The 16,308-nt window shown below is 64.9% G+C and carries 11 protein-coding genes; 4 read left to right on the top strand and 7 right to left on the bottom strand.

The features are described from left to right. Positions 1 to 10: 10 nt before the first annotated feature. Complete coding sequence (locus PAQ31011_RS03150; RefSeq protein ID WP_150574428.1) at positions 11 to 1,594, top strand: MFS transporter; 1,584 nt, start codon at positions 11 to 13, stop codon at positions 1,592 to 1,594. 37 nt (positions 1,595 to 1,631) lie between these two features. Here the strand turns inward: PAQ31011_RS03150 and PAQ31011_RS03145 are convergent, their stop codons facing one another. From PAQ31011_RS03145 to PAQ31011_RS03135, 3 genes are all read right to left on the bottom strand, one after another. Further along, positions 1,632 to 2,561, bottom strand: a complete 930-nt coding sequence (locus tag PAQ31011_RS03145) for a pirin family protein (protein WP_246179308.1) — start codon at positions 2,559 to 2,561, stop codon at positions 1,632 to 1,634. 133 nt (positions 2,562 to 2,694) lie between these two features. Continuing rightward, entirely contained in the window at positions 2,695 to 4,836 is a 2,142-nt protein-coding gene (locus PAQ31011_RS03140) for a TonB-dependent receptor (RefSeq protein WP_150574427.1), read from the bottom strand. Positions 4,837 to 5,052: 216 nt separating this feature from the next. Next, a complete protein-coding gene (locus PAQ31011_RS03135; protein ID WP_150574426.1) occupies positions 5,053 to 5,448 on the bottom strand; it encodes a DUF2946 domain-containing protein in 396 nt (131 codons plus the stop codon). Between the two features lie 425 nt (positions 5,449 to 5,873). Between PAQ31011_RS03135 and PAQ31011_RS26855 the strand changes: the two genes are divergently transcribed. The 3 genes from PAQ31011_RS26855 (at position 5,874) to map (ending at position 11,164) form a co-directional block, all read left to right on the top strand. Continuing rightward, on the top strand, positions 5,874 to 9,989 hold the full coding sequence (locus PAQ31011_RS26855) for an autotransporter outer membrane beta-barrel domain-containing protein (RefSeq protein ID WP_281349975.1): 4,116 nt from the start codon (positions 5,874 to 5,876) through the stop codon (positions 9,987 to 9,989). A gap of 93 nt (positions 9,990 to 10,082) precedes the next feature. Further along, the gene (locus PAQ31011_RS03125; protein ID WP_150574424.1) at positions 10,083 to 10,337 is read left to right on the top strand and encodes a ParD-like family protein; all 255 of its coding nucleotides are present in this window, start codon (positions 10,083 to 10,085) and stop codon (positions 10,335 to 10,337) included. After that, positions 10,337 to 11,164, top strand: coding sequence for a type I methionyl aminopeptidase (gene map, locus PAQ31011_RS03120; RefSeq protein ID WP_174989901.1), 828 nt, complete (start codon positions 10,337 to 10,339; stop codon positions 11,162 to 11,164). Before PAQ31011_RS03125 ends, map begins: the two co-directional genes overlap by 1 nt. Positions 11,165 to 11,254: 90 nt before the next feature. On the opposite strand, the gene PAQ31011_RS03115 is transcribed toward map, so the two are convergent. From PAQ31011_RS03115 to PAQ31011_RS03100, 4 genes are all read right to left on the bottom strand, one after another. Next, a complete protein-coding gene (locus PAQ31011_RS03115) occupies positions 11,255 to 12,079 on the bottom strand; it encodes a hypothetical protein (protein ID WP_150574423.1) in 825 nt (274 codons plus the stop codon). A 166-nt stretch (positions 12,080 to 12,245) separates the two neighbouring features. Continuing rightward, entirely contained in the window at positions 12,246 to 13,361 is a 1,116-nt protein-coding gene (locus tag PAQ31011_RS03110) for an HPP family protein (protein WP_174989899.1), read from the bottom strand. 439 nt (positions 13,362 to 13,800) lie between these two features. Next, positions 13,801 to 14,208, bottom strand: coding sequence for an RcnB family protein (locus PAQ31011_RS03105; protein WP_343031659.1), 408 nt, complete (start codon positions 14,206 to 14,208; stop codon positions 13,801 to 13,803). 527 nt (positions 14,209 to 14,735) lie between these two features. Further along, complete coding sequence (locus tag PAQ31011_RS03100; RefSeq protein ID WP_150574421.1) at positions 14,736 to 16,298, bottom strand: efflux transporter outer membrane subunit; 1,563 nt, start codon at positions 16,296 to 16,298, stop codon at positions 14,736 to 14,738. Positions 16,299 to 16,308: the final 10 nt, after the last annotated feature.

Below are 16,308 nucleotides of genomic sequence, written 5' to 3'. Positions count from 1 at the left end.
CGCGAATCCCATGACACCCACTCGCGCATCCCAAAATGCTCTGGCGCTTGCCGCCGTCTGCCTGACATCGCTGATGTTCGGCCTTGAAATTTCCAGCGTGCCGACCATCCTTTCCACGCTGGAACGTGTACTGCCTGCGGATTTCCGGGAAATCCAATGGATCATGAACGCCTACACGCTCGCCTGCACCACGGTGTTGATGGCGACAGGCTCGCTCGCCGACCGGTTCGGACGACGTCGCGTCTACGTCATCAGCATCGTCGTGTTCGCGCTGACGTCGCTCGCCTGCGGGCTGGCACAAAGCGCACCGGTGCTGATCGTCAGCCGGTTCCTTCAGGGGATGGGCGGCGGCGCGATGCTGATCTGCCAGGTGGCCGTGCTCTCACACCAGTTCCGCGAGGGGCGCGAGCGCAGCAAGGCGTTCGGCGCATGGGGCATCATTTTCGGTATCGGTCTGGGCTTCGGCCCGATCATCGGCGGCATGATCGTCGCGGTAGCCGACTGGCAATGGGTCTTCCTCGTGCACGTGGTGCTGTCGATCGTCGCGCTAGGGCTGGTGTTCGTCGGCGTGCAGGAATCGCGCGACCCGCATGCGAACTATCTGGACGTGCCGGGCATCGTCACGCTCTCGCTCGCCACGTTCGGTCTCGTGTACTTCATCACGCAGGGGCCGGATCTCGGCATGGGCAGTCCGCAGGCGCTCGGCATCGCAGCGGCGACGCTCGTCAGTTTCATCGCCTTTCTCTGGATCGAAAAGCGAAGCCCGCGGCCGATGTTCGACTTTTCCGTGTTCCGCATCCGCCGCTTCTCCGGCGCGATGTTCGGTTCGATGGGCATGAACTTCAGCTACTGGTCGTTCATGATCTATCTGCCGATCTACTTCCAAGGGGCGCTCGGTTACAGCAGCGTGAACGCGGGGCTATCGCTGCTGGCTTACACCTTGCCGACACTGGTGGTGCCGCCGTTCGCTGAGCGTCTGTCGTTGCGCATCGACGCCCGTCGCGTCATTCCGCTTGGCCTGTTCACCATCGGCCTCGGCTTCCTGCTGATGAAGATCGGCTCAGGCATGGCGCATGCCAGCTGGCTCACGATGCTGCCCGGCAGTCTGCTTTGCGGCGTGGGTCTGGGCATGACGAATACGCCGGTCACCAACACCGCTACCGGTGCAGTGTCGGCCAATCGCGCGGGGATGGCGTCGGGGATCGATATGAGCGCTCGACTGATCAGCCTCGCCATCAACATCGCGCTGATGGGCTTCATCTTGCTCAAGGGCGTGAGTGCGTCGCTGGCAAACGCGTTGCCGGGCGTGTTCGACGCGGCGTCGCTGCGCTCGCTCGCGGAGAAAGTCGCCGCAGGCAGTCTCGAACACCTCGCGCAAAACAACGCGGCGCTCGCGACGGCCGACCCGCAGGGGCAGATCGTGCAGGCTGCGCTGGTGCACGGCTTCGGGGGGGTGATGACGTACGGCGTGGTGGGCGCGTGGGTGCTCGCGCTGCTGAGCGTGGTGGCGTTCGGCGCGGGCGGTCGCGACGTCGAGCGTGTGTGCGAGCCAGCGCCGGCCGCCGCCGAGCGAGTGTGCGAGCCGACGCTGTAACGTGCTGGGGCGCTAACTCGCTAATCTCTTAACGCGCTTATGCCCGCGTCCGGTAAGCCTTGAGCTGAGGGAACGTCTCGTCGTCCAGCGAACCGAATTCGCCGCGCTGATAGGCGGACATCCGGTCGTTGAGCTGCTCGACGGTGTTCATGACGAACGGGCCGTGTTTCGCCAACGGCTCGCCGAGCGCCGGTCCGGATAACACCACGAAATGGCAGTCCGGCCCGGCAAGCAAACTGATGGTGAGGACATCGGCCTTGGCGCGCTTGCTCAGACCGATGGCGACCGTTTCGCCTGCACCCAGTCGCCGCGACGTGCCGTCGGCATCGACCTGCAAATGTCCCGACACCACGCAGACGGTGGCATTCCAGCCGCGCGGCACATCGTGGTGAAAGGCGGCGCGATCCGTCAGGAAACCGTCGAGCAACGTGAACGGTTGAGGAAGGTCGTCGTTCTTCTTCGCCGTCACGCCATTGCTCGCACCCAAAACCACCCGCACGCGCACACCGGGCGACACCACCTCGGGGATTTCCGAGGGCTCGACATCGAACGCATACGGCGCATCGTATTTCTGCGAAGCGGGCAAATTGACGAAGATTTGCAGCGCATGGACATGATGGTTGTCGCCTTCGGGTTGCTCGGTGTGCACCGCACCGCGTCCGGCGGCGAACCAATGCAACGCGCCCGGAGCGATAGGGCCGTAGTTGCCGAGCGAGTCGTAGTTGACGTGTGCGCCGACGGCATCCTCGAACATGTACGTCACCGCCGAAATCCCGGCGTGCGGATGCGGCGCAAAGGTCGGGGCCGTCATGTGGAAATGATCCAGCATGACGACCGGGTCCATCAGACCGCCAAACGTCTGTTCGGCGAAATGCTTGGCGCGAAAGCCATCGCGAATGGTCATGTCGTGACCGCTCACGACTTCCGAAATCTGCACGAATTCGCTGCTATTGCCGACGTTGCTCATGTCATCTCCCCGCATCTTGAATGGGGTCAATCATAGCGACGCGAGTCACCTCGGAATATAGGCGGTTCGGTAACTCGAAGTTACGCAGACGGAACAATCGCGATGGCGAATACGGCCGAATGCGGCCAATGCCTCAGAACCGGTAGCTCATCACCAGCTCCGCACGACGATCGTTGCCCAGTAGCCACTGCGTGTTGTTGTAGTAGGCCGTCTGCACATAGTGCCGGTTGAAGACGTTGTAGACGCGTCCGGTCAATGTGAGATTGCGGCGCGGCTTCCACGCGAGCGCGAGATCGACGGTCGTGTAAGACGGCAGCGTCAGCGTATTTGCCGTATCGGCGTAACGCTTGCCGACGTACTTCAGCCCGCCGCTGGCCGTCCACGCCTGTGCGAAGCGCCAGCTCAACCACAGATTCGCCATCTGCTGTGGCACGTTCACCGGAATGTTGCCCGCCCGCGAGACCGACACGCCCCCCACGCTTTCGTCGAACTGGTCGTACTTCGCACGCAGCCATGTGCCATTGGCGTCGATGCGCACGTCGCGCGTCAACTGCGCCCCCAGGGTCAGTTCCACACCTCGCGACGACTGCTGGCCGACCTGAAGACTGAGCGACGGATTGAGCGGATCGACCGTCAGCAGGTTGTTCTTGACGATGCGGTAGACGGACAGCGTGCCGTCGACGCGACCGTCGAGCCAATCCTGCTTCACGCCGAATTCGATCTGTTTGCCCGTCGCCAGATCGAACTTCGCTTTGGCCGGTGTAAGCGAGAGCAATGACGTGATGGGATCTGCGGCGACCGAATACTGGCCGTACACGCTTGTGTTGGCGGTCACGTCATAGACCGTGCCCACCCGCCAGCCGGTGTAGCTGAGGTCCTTGGAAAAGGCGGTGCCGGCGATCAGATCGTCGCGATTGATGCTGGCATGGTCGTAGCGCACGCCGCCGATGACCGACCAGCGCGACGTGACCTTCAGGCGATTCTCGGCGAAGAACGCGTATTGGTTCGCTTGCGAACGGTACTTGGGAAAGGTACCCGCCACGTTTATGAAGCTGCCGGGATCGGGGTTGTACAGATCGACGAGCGACGTGCCGGAGTAGGGCGAGTTATTGGTGTGCTGGAACGTCGTGTGATTGAACTCGAAGCCCGCCGACACGGCGTTTTCCATGCCGAATATGTGGCCCTTGAGCGTCGCGGTCGTGACGTTGCCGATCTGTTCCTGATCGTGAAGGATCTCGGTGTAGCTGCTGCGCTGCACGAGGCCTGACGACGGTACATAGTTGTAGTACTCGGCGTCCTTCCAGTGGCGCTTGCTCTTCATGCGATACAGCGTGCTCGTGATCGTGAGATCGTCGATGGGACGCCACGTTGCCGACAGCGTCGCCCAACTGTCACGAAACGTGATGAGAGAATCGCCCACGTTGTAGTTCTTCTGATAAGTCGCGGGGTCGAGACGCCCGTTCACGAGCGGCACACCGAAGTACTGCATCGGATGCTGGTTGCCCTCGGCGAGTGTTGCAGTCACGGAAAAGCGCGGCGTGAAGTCGTACTTGATGGCGGCCGAGAACGACGCGTTGTGCGAGTTGCCCCGGTCGACCCAGTTGTTCGAACTGTTCGCGCTCGCGTCGAAGCGATAGGAGAGCTTGTCGGTGATCGCGCCGCCGCTACCGAACGCCGCGCGGCCAGTCCTTTCGGTGCCGATACCGAGTTGAATTTCGTTCTCGATAGGCATCTGCTCCGGTTTCTTCGGGACGATATTGACCACACCGCCGATGGCACCCTCGCCATAGATCACCGAGGCCGGACCGCGCAGGACTTCGATCCGCTCGACGGACCATGTGTCGAACGGGAACGTGACGCCGATCGCACCGTACGGACGCACGCCGTCGTAAAGCTGTGTGACGGACGCGCTGCCGACGAAGCCGCGCGCGCCGAGTTCCGATCCGCCATTGCCCGGGTGGGGCGACGCGTTGATGCCGGTCGCGCGACTGACGGCGTCGACGATGTTCGCATCGCCGCGCTCCGCCAGCTGTCGCCGGTCGATGACCTCGACGCTCGCCGGCGTCTCCTTGATCGAGAGGCCGAGACGACTGCCGGTCTGCACCGGTTCGTCGAGCGCTTTTACGACGTCCGCCTGCACCTGCGTGGCAGGGAGTTCGACGTTTTGCGCGCCATTGGTGTTGGCGTTGTTGCTGTTGTCGGCAGCGTGCGCGAGGGCGCACAGCGAGCCAATGGCCACCGCGATGGCGGTGCGCACTGGAATTGACGTTTTCATGACGCTGTCTGGTTATCGTTGTCGGGCACACGCGCGCTATGCGCCGGCGTGTGCCGGCCGCCGTTCGTCGCTCATCGACGAACTGAGCGAGGAACGGCAGCCATAGAAATTCGGAGTCGATGCGATGAGACGGTCGAACGCCCGCACCTCGGCATCGCCATGGATACGGGCAATGCCGATGCGCAGAACATCGGTGAGACGAACGACCGGAGGACGTCAGGCGTGCGGCGGTGCGCGCGACGGCGGGGTGAGACGCAGCGGCGTGCCGCTATGGGGCAGCGCTGGCGACGGAGTCAGTCGAGGTCCGCCAACACGAATGTCGGCCAGTGTCAGTGGGGACGGCGGAAGGGGCGGCGTGTGTGCAAGCAGCGAGCAGTAACCGCAGGCGGCACTCGTCGCATGCGTGACCGGCGTGTGCCGGCCCTGTGCTGCTGCTTCGTCGAGGCTGGTACAGAACGCGCTGGACAGCGCGTCGTCGATCGACGACGGGTGCGCACGCAGATACTGGCTGATCAGCGGCGCGCAAAGCAGCATCCACATGGCGGCCAGGCCGACCCATGCGATGCGTTTGCTGCGTGACCATACCGGCATGTTCAGGGCGCGCGGCGACAAGCCGCGTTCGTGACGACGAGCGGCGATGCTATCACGCAGTTACGTACGACAATTCGTTGTCCCGGACAAATTCACGATGGATGCGACGCCTTGCGGCAATTTGTCGCGTGGTCACTGCAACGACGGGGAAGCGCGTGTGGAATCGTTGAGTCTTGTTGAACAAGGTCGTGAAATCTTCCCGCGAAAACGCGTGCCCGTTTCGTGTTTCGAGACGCGAAAACGTCGAAATCGTAATTTAAATAACTATTTGTTAGGAGTTCGGCTCATCTTCAAAGAAGTTCCCGAGAAATTCGCATTAGGCATCGTGTAAGGCTTTGTTAGACTGCATTGGCATCCTAACGGCGATGGAGACTTGCGATATGCCCCCCAGTATCGAATGTCGTACCCGCGGAACCGTGTTGTGGAGTGTGATTGTCGGCTTGACTGTGTTTCCAGCACCGGTCGCGTGGGCGGCGGGTGGTTCAGGTGCCTGTTCTGCGACGCCCGGTGCAACATGCACGGGCGGCACGGCGGGAAATCCTAACGGTGGCGCGGGCGGGAATGCCAGCGACGCCAACGGGACGGGCGGCAGTGGGGGCGGTGGCGGTGGTGTCGACGCCAATGGCAACGGCGGCAACGGTGGCGCGGGTGGTGCAGGCGGCACGGGGGCGGGCGGTGGCGGTAACGGTGCCAGCGGCACGGCGGGCTCCGGTGCTGCGATTTTCCCCGGCGGTGCGGGCGGCACCGGCGGGACTGGCGGTAATGCCAACACCACGGGGGCGACCGGCAACGGGGCTGGCGGTGGTGGTGGCGGTGCAGGTGGCGCAGGCGCGGTGCTTTCCGCGGGTGGCACCAACACCACGACCGTGACGGGCGGTAACGGCGGCACCGGCGGTGGCGGCGGAGGCATGGACGCTCTCGGTGCGGGCGGCGGCGGGAATGGCGGCGGGGGTGGCGCAGGCGGCGCAGGCGTCGTGCTTACGTCGACCGGGGAATCGGCCAACAGCGGCGCTGTCGTCGGTGGCAATGGCGGGAACGGCGGCGGCGGCGGCGGCTTTGGCAACACCACCCAGCAAGGCGCCGGTCACGCGGGCAATCTCATCGCTGGCAATGGCGGTAACGGTGGCACGGGCGGTGACGCCGTCGTCTCCGCGCAAGGCGGGACGTTCACCAACAATGCGGGTGCCAGCGTCACCGGCGGCAACGGTGGCAACGGCGGCGGCTCCGGCTCCGTCAGCGCGGCGGCGGGCGTGACGCCCTACGGCGGCAACGGCGGTAACGCAGGCGCGGGCGGTAACGGCGCGACACTCTCGGGCGGTAGCTCGGTCTCCAACAGCGGCACGATCTCCGGTGGTAACGGCGGCAACGGCGAAAACGGCGGGTTCGCACTCGCCACGTCAGGAACATCGGCCATCGCAGGCAACGGCGGTCTCGGCGGCGCTGGCGGCATCGGCGTGCTGGTCAACGCCAGCGGCAACGTCATCAATCAACAGAGCGGGACGATTCGCGGCGGCGACGGCGGCACCGGTGGCGGTGGCAACGCGCAGAGTCAGGTCGCGCCGGGCGGCAACATTACCGGCGGCGTCGGTGCCGATGGCGGGGCTGGCGGCGACGGTATCCAGCTCAATGGCGGCGGCACCGTCACCAACGACGGACAGATTCTCGGCGGCGCAGGCAACCGGGGCGGCGGTGCGGGCAACAGCACGGGCGCGGGCACTGGTGGCGAAGCGGCCGCAGGCGGCAACGGCATTACGCTGAGCGGCGGCACGGTGACCAACAATGCGACGGGTCGTATCGTCGGCGGCACGGGCGGTGACGATAGCGCAGGCGGTGGCGGCAGCGGTGGCGTCGGCGGCGACGGCATCGCGATGACCGGCAGCGGCACTGTCACCAACGCGGGCTCGGTCCTCGGCGGCGAGGGCGGTAACGGCGGAAACGGGTCGAATACCGCCGGTGGCTCGGGCAGTGCGGGCGGCGCTGGCGTGCGCATCGGCGGTAGCGGCGCCGTCACCAATGTGGCGGGTGGCAGTGTCAAAGGCGGCGCGGGTGGCACGGGCGGTGGCGCAGGGAATGCGACATCGGCCGGTGGCAACGGCGGCGTCGGCGGCGCGGGCGTGATCGTGACGGACGGTGGCACCATGACCAACGCAGGCACCATCACCGGCGGCGACGGCAATCGCGGTGGTGGCGGTGGCGCGAGCAGCGTCGGCGGGACGGGCGGCGCGGGTGGTGCCGGGGTGCTCGTGACGAACAACGGCGGGCGCATCGTCAACACCGGCACCATCAATGGCGGCACCGGCGGCGGCATCAGTACCGGTGGAACGGGCGGCCCGGCCGGCGTGGGCGGTGTCGGCGTTCAGGGGCAGAACATTACCGTGGTGAACAGCGGCACGATCAATGGCGGGCTGTCGGGTGCGGGCGTGCAGACGGACGCGGTGCGCTTTACGGGCGGCACGAATTCGCTCGAAATCGATGCGGGCTCCGTGATCAGCGGCACCGTGAACGCGAATACCGGCACGAACACCTTCATCCTCGGTGGAACGCAGAACGCAGCGTTCGACGCATCGCTGATCGGTCCCACTGCGCAGTACCAGGGCTTTACCGCATTCAACAAGACCGGCACGAGCGTCTGGACGCTCAACAATTCGACCACGGCGCTCACGCCCTGGACCCTCGATGCAGGCACGCTCGTCGTCAGTCAGGACGCCAGCCTCGGCGCATCGAACGGCACGCTGACCTTTAACGGCGGCACGCTGCAACTCGGCGCGAGTTTCGATCTGGCGGCGAACCGTCCCGTGGTGCTCGACACCGGCGGCGGCACCGTCGACACGCAAGCGTTCAACTCGACGCTCGCGCAAGGCATCACCGGCACAGGCGCGCTGACGAAACTCGGTTCCGGCATGTTGCTGCTCAACGGCAACAACAGCTATACCGGGGCGACGAATGTCAACGCAGGTGTGATGGCCGTGGGCGATGCGACGCACCCGACGGCCGCACTCGCTGGCGGCGGCACGGTGACGGTCGCGAACGGTGCCACGCTCGGCGGCTACGGCAGCGTGACCGGCAACGTGCAGAACAACGGCACGCTCGCCGTCGCAAACGCCGTACCCGCTTTTGCGTCCGGCAGCGCGGGCAACTTCACGGTGCAGGGCACGGTGACGAACGCCGGGCTGCTGCAACTCGCGGGCAGCGCCGTCGGCAACACGTTCACCGTCGCCGGGAATTACGTCGGCCAGAACGCACGGGCGACGTTGAACACGCAACTCGGTGCCGACAATTCACCGACGGACAAGATCGTTGTGAACGGTGGCAGCGCCAGCGGATCGACGGCATTGCGCATCGTCAACGCGGGCGGCACGGGCGCACAGACGCTCGGCGACGGCATTCAGGTCGTGCAGGCGACGAACGGCGCAACGACATCCACCGGTGCGTTCAGCGGAGGCAACGCCAGCGCCGGCGCGTACACCTACTACCTCTATCGGGGCGGCGTGAGCGCGGGAACGCAAAACAACTGGTATCTGCGCTCGACGACGCCGGATACCGGCGGCACCTTGCCGCCGCTCGTCGTGGACCCTGTCGTCCCGCCGACGACCCTGCCGGGCACGCCGCTGTACCGCTCGGAAGTGCCGATCTACGGCGCGATCCCGTCGCTGATGCGCGAACTGGCCGTCCAACAGATCGGCACGTTCCACGATCGGCTTGGCGGACAGTCTTTGCTAACCGAGGACGGCAAGCTCGGTGCCGGATGGGGGCGCGTCTGGGGCGACCATGTCTCGCAGGATCTCGGCGGCGGCGTGAATCCGTCGTTCAGCGGTACGATTTTCGGCTTTCAGGTCGGGCAGGATATCTACGCGGCCTCGACCGAGAGCGGGCATCGCAATCATTACGGGGTTTTCGCAGGCTATGCGCGTGCGAGTGGCGACGTAAGCGGTTTCGCGCTCAGCGTGCCCGATCTGGCGGTCGGCTCGTTGCAGATGAACGCGTTCAGCTTCGGCGGTTACTGGACGCATATCGCGCCGAGCGGTGCTTACACCGATACGGTGCTGATGGGGACGACGTCGTCCATCAGCCCGAGTTCGTTGCAGGGCAACACCGCGTCGACGCGTGCGAACGCGTTCACGGCGTCGGTCGAGGGTGGCTTGCCGTTCGCGGTGGCGCGCGACGTGACGCTGGAACCGCAAGCGCAGTTGATCTATCAGTACTCGCATATCAACGACCTGACCGATCCGGCGGCGAAGGTCACCTTCAACAGCGCGAACGAGTGGATCGGCCGACTCGGCGTGCGTCTGCAATCGCAGTTCCAGGCCAGCGGGGTGAACTGGAAGCCCTATCTGCGGCTGGACGTGCTGCGCTATTTCGGCGGCACCGACACGGTGACCTACTCGGGGCAGGACAGCTTTTCGACAGGCGTCGGGTCCACGCAGGGCCACGTCGGCGGCGGGGTGTATGCGCGAGTGAACCAGAAGGTGAGCGTCTATCTGACGGCCGGCTACTGGTTCAATCTGGGCGGCGACCACCGTCGCACGGTCGAGGGGAACGCCGGGGTTCGCCTGACGTGGTGAGCCTGAGCCGGATTTAGCGGCGCAGACGAGACAATTCGGCGGCGGGCTGGTAATATACGTTTCGTAGCTATTTCGTATATAGGAACCCGCCCTATGGGTATCGTCAAGATATCGGAGCAGATGCATGAGGCGCTGCGCAATACCAGCGGCGCGCTCAGTCGCTCGATCAACGCGCAAGCCGAACACTGGCTGCGCGTCGGCATGCTCGCCGAATTGAATCCCACGCTGAGTTACGGCGAGATCTGCCGTCGACTCATCGAATCCGATGGCGCGCCGGTCAGTGAGACCGGCGCTGCCGCTTCTCCAGCAACCGGTGCACCCGTCACCGTCATGAATAAGGTGGCCTAATGGTGCGCGAACGCGTTGTCATCCGCTCGAACGAAGAAATTGCCCTGTCGCGTCGCGCAGGCGAAATGGCCGCACAAGTGCTCGCGATGATCGGCGAGCATGTGAAGCCTGGTGTCACGACCGACGAACTCGACCGTCTCTGCCACGACTTCATCGTGAACGAACTGAAGGCGATCCCGGCCAACATCGGCTATCACGGCTATCCGAAGACGGTGTGCGCGTCGGTCAATCACGTGGTGTGCCACGGGATTCCGGGCGACAAGAAGCTGCACGACGGCGATATCGTGAACATCGACGTCGCCCTCATCAAGGACGGCTGGTTCGGCGACACGAGCCGCATGTATTACGCGGGCAAGCCGAGCATCATGGCCAAGCGTCTGGTCGACACCACGTACGAGGCGATGCTTGCCGGTATTCGCGCGGTACGCCCCGGCGCGACGCTGGGCGATGTCGGTTACGCGATTCAGTCGGTCGCGCATCGCGAAGGCTTCAGCATCGTGCGCGACTACTGCGGGCACGGCATCGGCACGACGTATCACGACGATCCGCAGGTGCTGCATTACGGACGTCCGGGCACGGGCCTGACGTTGCGCCCGGGCATGATCTTCACCATCGAGCCGATGGTCAACGTCGGCAAGCCGGACACGAAGCAACTCGCGGACGGCTGGACCGTCGTCACGCGCGACCGCTCGCTCTCGGCGCAGTGGGAGCACATGGTGGCCGTCACCGAGACGGGCTTTCAGGTGCTCACGCAATGGCCGGACGGGCTGGGTGAGTATGCGCGCTACGGTGCGCTCGATGCGGGTGCGGCGGCGAACGCAGCCTGAGTGGTGGTGGCGTAGTCGTGACGCAGGGCGTCATTGAAATGAAAAACGGGGGCGCAAAGTTTGCGCCCCCGTTTCGTTATGCGTCTTGATTTACAAATCGTCTGGCGCGCCGTCCATCAGCAGCAACTGATTGGCATAGCGGTGGTACAGCCATCCGCCGACGCCGCACGCCACGGCGAGCCAGGCCACCGAGAACACGGTTTTCAGGATTAACGAGCCAAGTACTGCAATGGTGACTTCGGGCATGAATTTCAGGACTATCGCCAGCAGTAGCGTGATCACGATACCGGTGCCGAAGAGCGGCAGGAACGTCACGAATACGGTACCGAACATCGACCAGAAATGTCCGCGCGAATCCTGCCACGCGGCGCCCCAGCGCTTGCTGCGTCCGACCGCGACCTGTGCATAAATGAGCGAGATGCGCGTGATGACGAAGACCGCCGCGCAAGCCATCAACGCGATGAACGTGGCGAGCAGGGCGTAGGAATGCGTACTTCCGCTCATCCGCATCGCGAACCCGATGATAAACGCGGGAATGAAGGCCGCGATCATCATGGCGATCACGAGTTGCAGCGATAGCCAGATATAGCGCCACACGTCGCGACCGAACCAGGGTGATTGCCGGGCGACCTCCGGGCCGAGGATGACATAGCGAAGGATATGAACGGCGAGTATCGCGAACGCGATGAGATTGACGAGCCCGACGCCGAGCGACATGAGCGCAATGTTGAGGCGGTAGGTCGCGTCGCCACCCTGTGCTGCGGTGCTGGCGAGTTGTTTCAGCGAGATGCCGAGTGCCGACGACACAAGCACAACGATGGTCACTATCAGACTGAGTAGCGGCCGATTACGTAACGCGTTAAAACCGTCGATCCATGCACCTACGAAACACTGCTTGAACGTTATCGGTTCCATGTCGCCCCCTGAGCGATGGTCACTTCGTTGATCGAAGTTTGTGCGGCGTCAGTGCGTTACAACGCCGCCATTCTTGCAGATCGGGTCAGGGCTGACAATCGTGGCAGGGGAGTGTTGGCGGCCTGCGACGCCGGACCGGTATCGCAGGCGACTGCGGGGGGACGCTTCAGGCGTTCACGACCTTGCGCAGCACGTCGGCGTGTGTGACGACGCCCACGAGCCGTGCGGCATCATCGAGCACGGGCAACGTGCCGTGACGTTGCGTCGACAGCAGCGCGACCAGTTCGGAGAGCGGCATACCCGCGGTGGCCGACTTGAGATCGCCCTGCATCAGATCGCGAACGGCCGGGCGTTGACCAGCCCCCAGCGACACACCGAAGCGTGGCCAGTTCTGGCGGCGCGCACGTCGCGTATGCAAATCGTGCCGTGTCACCAGTCCGATCACGCGGGCTTCCGAATCGACCACCGGGACGGCGTCCAGTCCGTGACGTTGCAGCAGACGCCACGCGGCCGGTACTTCCTCATGTGCCTGTACCTTCGCCAGCGGCGGGGCCATCACGTCAGCGGCCGTCAGTTCCTGTGCGCGACGAGCGAAGGCTTCACGCTGCGTGTCGCGCATCAGGCTGGCCAGATCGTCGGCCGAGATGTCGAGCAGTTCGCTGCGGCGGGCGAGGGCCTTTTCGGCGTCTGCCGTCGTCACAGGAATCGCTTGCGCATTGACCGGACGTGCCGGCGCTTGCGCCTTCGTCGCGTGAGGGTAACGATGACCGGTGATGGCGTGGTAGCCGATGGCCGAGCCCAGCAGCATGACGGACTGAAGCGCAATCGGTTCGAGCACGAAGCCGTAGCCGAGCGCATGCACCGCCGGGCCGCCGAGCACGGCAGTCAGGGCAACAGCACCTGACGGCGGATGCACGCAGCGAAACGTGAACATCAGCGCAATGGACACACCGACCGCAGTCGCGGCAGCGATGACCGGGGTCGGGATAAACATGGCACACGTCACGCCGACGACGGCTGCCACGAGATTGCCGCCGAGAATCGACCACGGCTGCGCGAGAGGACTGGCGGGCACGCCGAAGAGCAGAACGGCGGACGCGCCCATCGGGGCGACCAGCCAGGGGATATAGGAGACCGGGCCCAGCAGCCACAGCATCAGGCCGCCGGTCACCGCGATACCGCATAGCGCACCGATGCCTGCGCGCAGACGCTCGCGCCAGTGAACGGCCACCACGGCGGGCAGAAAACCCGCCATCCAATCCTTCACATCACGTCGTGTCATTGCCATGTCGTCCCGCTCCATCGAACGCACCTTTCTGGGGCGTCGTCTTGATATTTTGTGCATGATATATCGTATATCGATGAATTGGGAGGGCAGGAGCGCGTGATTTTAATGCTGCAACGCAGCGAAATCACCGGCCTGAGGCAGCACGCGTGAAAGCGGCGCACCAAATCGAGGAAAACGAGACGGAAAGGGCGTGAAGCTTGCTATGCGGGGAAGGATTCTGCCGGGCAGATCCACCGCAGCGGCGGGCGGCGCTTGCCCGTGAAGGCGAGTGGAAGCCGATGTAGCTGATAACGCAGATAACGCAGCTAGAGAGGGCAAGGCAGACAAAGCGGTGATCCAACGAAATACGGCAGGGCGCGAGGCCCTGCCGTACGGCTGGCGAGTCAGCGAAAATTCACGACGCCGACGAAGTGGCTAAGGCGTCGATCGGCGATCAGCGCCCGCCCACGATCTGGACGATTACGCCTGAACCGTTGACCAGCAGGAAGTCGCCGCCCACGCCAACCCAGTGGTGGCCGCGTTTCGGCGCGTCGAGATGGTACTGACGGTAGTCGTCGACCCGGTACTGCGCATCACGATATTGCTGCGGCACGCGGTCGCCCTTGCGCCAGTCGGGATGCTGCCATGCGGAATCGTCGCCGGGGCCACGTTGGGCCTGCGGGGGCGGACCGCCGTGCGGACCCTTTTTCGGGCCGTGACCCGGAGGGCCACCGGGTTTGTCACCATGAGGGCCACCCGGCTGATGTCCCGGCGGCGGGCCGCCTGGGCCGCCCTGAGCCAGGACGAGGGAAGAGGAAACCGCCAGACCGGCGGCGAGGCACAGCGACAGAGTCTTGCGCATCTTCATTATTTGCACTCCTTATCGTAGGGTCGAGGGACCGAACGCGGGGGAAGCATTCGAGATGACTTGCCAGCGACGGCCGTCGCCTTCGTGCCGTTCGCACCGCGCACAAAACAGCACAAATGGCGAAAACATGGCCAAAAAGACGAAAGCCGTGTGTCCATCCTACCATCGCAGCGCAAAAAAAAGCCCGGACATGCCGGGTGTCGTTTGACATAGGGCATGCGCCGGGCAAGCAGGGACGCAGGGAAGAAACCTGTTGGATGGGGCCCGACGGTGCGTGCGCACCGCACGAGGCGCATCGAGACCGGCGGCACGCCAGGCGCGCGTCGGGGGCAGGTCGGCGCGCCTCTCGTCTTGGGGGCACGAGCGCGGCCGCCGGTTCGATGCATCCATCGCTGCGCGACGTTCCCGGGGGGAAGAACGCCGCGCCTGCTGCCGAGGCGTGTCATGTAACACGACATACCCCGACCATTCACGACGCGTTTCAACGCGCCGAGATACTGCTCAACTCACCATGCCGTCGCTCAGCGTGCGGCCACCGTCGCACTGGTCGCGCTCGCCGTCGGCGCGGCTGCCGGTGCGCCTTGCGCCGGAGCACCCTCGCCGGGCGCCTTGGGCAGATCGCCCCAGCCGCCGCCCAGCGCGCGGATCAAGTTGACGGTCGACACGGCTTGCGCACCGGCCAATTGAACCGCGCTGCGGCGCGTTTGCAGCACTGTGCGCTCGGCGTCGATGACATCCAGATACGCAATCGAGCCTTCCTGATACTGCGTGCGCGAGAGCTGCGCGGCGCGGCCCGACGCCTTCACGGCATCGTCCTGTGCACGCGTTTGTTGCGCGAGCAGACGCAGATTCGACAGGTTGTCTTCGACTTCCTGGAACGCCACGAGCACTTGCTGACGGTAGTTCGCGACGTCTTCTTCGTACTGCGCACGGGCACGCGACAGATTGCCGCTACGTGCGCCGCCATCGAAGATCGGCATCGAGAGCAAACCGCCGACGACCGGACCGAGCAGGAACGTGCGGCTCGACCAGTTGAACAGGTCACCCAGCGTGGCCGCTTCGAATCCGCCCGAACCGGTCAGCGACAGCGACGGGAAGAACGCGGCCTTCGCGACACCGATGCGCGCATTCGCTGCGGCCATCGCACGCTCGGCGGCGGCGATGTCGGGGCGGCGCTCAAGCAGTGCCGACGGCAGACCGGCCGGCACCTGCACGGTGACGGGCACGAGCGGCGAGGGCGCGAACGAGAACTCCGCCGGCGTCTTGCCGAGCAGAATCGCCAGGCTGTGTTCGGACGCTGCACGCAGGCGCGCAACGGCCAGCGCGTCGGACTGCGCCGTGGCCAGCTCGGCCTTGGCGCGGGCGACGTCCAGCTCGCCGATGTCGCCTTCGGTGAAGCGTCGTTGCACCAGCTTCAGTGCTTCTTCGCGCAACGTTACCGTCTGCGTGTACAGCGCCTGCTCGGCGTCGAGTTCGCGCAGATTGAAGTAGTTCTGCGCGACGTCGGCTTGCAGCGCGAGCTGCACCGAGCGATACAACGCTTCGCTTTGCTCGGCGTCGGCGCGGGCGGCAGCGACGTTGTCCGACACACGGCCGAACAGATCGACTTCGTAGCCGACGCTCGCCTGCGCACGCCACAGCGTGTACGGCGCGATGTTCGTGCCGTCCGGCTGCAACTGCGAGGCCGGCGAGATCTTCTGACGCGACGGGCCGAAGCCTGCGTCGAGCGTCGGGAACAGTGCCGCACGAGCCTGACGCTGCACGCCACGCGCTTCCTGCACGCGGGCGGCTGCTGCCTTCAGGTTCTGGTTGGCGGACAACGCATCGGCTTCGAGCTTGTCGAGCGTTGCGTCGCCGAACACCTTCCACCATTCGCCGCGCGCCAGGGCTTCCGACGGCTCGGCGGTCTTCCACGTGCCGGCTTCACCCGCCGGCAGTGCTGCTTCCTTGAAGGCCGTCGGCGTACCCTTGTCGGTCACCGTCGGCACTTCGTAGGTGGGAGCCATCGAGCAGCCCGCCACCACCAACAGGGTGGCGAGCAAACCCGAGACGCCCAGACTTCTTTTCATCCATTGCGCTTGCATGATTGGCATC

This window comes from Pandoraea aquatica, assembly GCF_902459565.1.
Classification (GTDB): domain Bacteria; phylum Pseudomonadota; class Gammaproteobacteria; order Burkholderiales; family Burkholderiaceae; genus Pandoraea; species Pandoraea aquatica.
The sequence above is the reverse complement of the archived record's forward strand: the minus strand, read 5'-3'. Positions and strand labels throughout refer to the sequence as shown.

What these genes read in the sequence shown, in the direction of transcription:
- PAQ31011_RS03150 (WP_150574428.1), top strand. Translation starts at nt 11, where the DNA reads ATGACACCCACTCGCGCATCCCAAAATGCTCTGGCGCTTGCCGCCGTC.
- PAQ31011_RS03145 (WP_246179308.1), bottom strand. Translation starts at nt 2,561, where the DNA reads ATGAGCAACGTCGGCAATAGCAGCGAATTCGTGCAGATTTCGGAAGTC.
- PAQ31011_RS03140 (WP_150574427.1), bottom strand. Translation starts at nt 4,836, where the DNA reads ATGAAAACGTCAATTCCAGTGCGCACCGCCATCGCGGTGGCCATTGGC.
- PAQ31011_RS03125 (WP_150574424.1), top strand. Translation starts at nt 10,083, where the DNA reads ATGGGTATCGTCAAGATATCGGAGCAGATGCATGAGGCGCTGCGCAAT.
- map (WP_174989901.1), top strand. Translation starts at nt 10,337, where the DNA reads ATGGTGCGCGAACGCGTTGTCATCCGCTCGAACGAAGAAATTGCCCTG.
- PAQ31011_RS03115 (WP_150574423.1), bottom strand. Translation starts at nt 12,079, where the DNA reads ATGGAACCGATAACGTTCAAGCAGTGTTTCGTAGGTGCATGGATCGAC.
- PAQ31011_RS03110 (WP_174989899.1), bottom strand. Translation starts at nt 13,361, where the DNA reads ATGACACGACGTGATGTGAAGGATTGGATGGCGGGTTTTCTGCCCGCC.
- PAQ31011_RS03105 (WP_343031659.1), bottom strand. Translation starts at nt 14,208, where the DNA reads ATGCGCAAGACTCTGTCGCTGTGCCTCGCCGCCGGTCTGGCGGTTTCC.
- PAQ31011_RS03100 (WP_150574421.1), bottom strand. Translation starts at nt 16,298, where the DNA reads ATGCAAGCGCAATGGATGAAAAGAAGTCTGGGCGTCTCGGGTTTGCTC.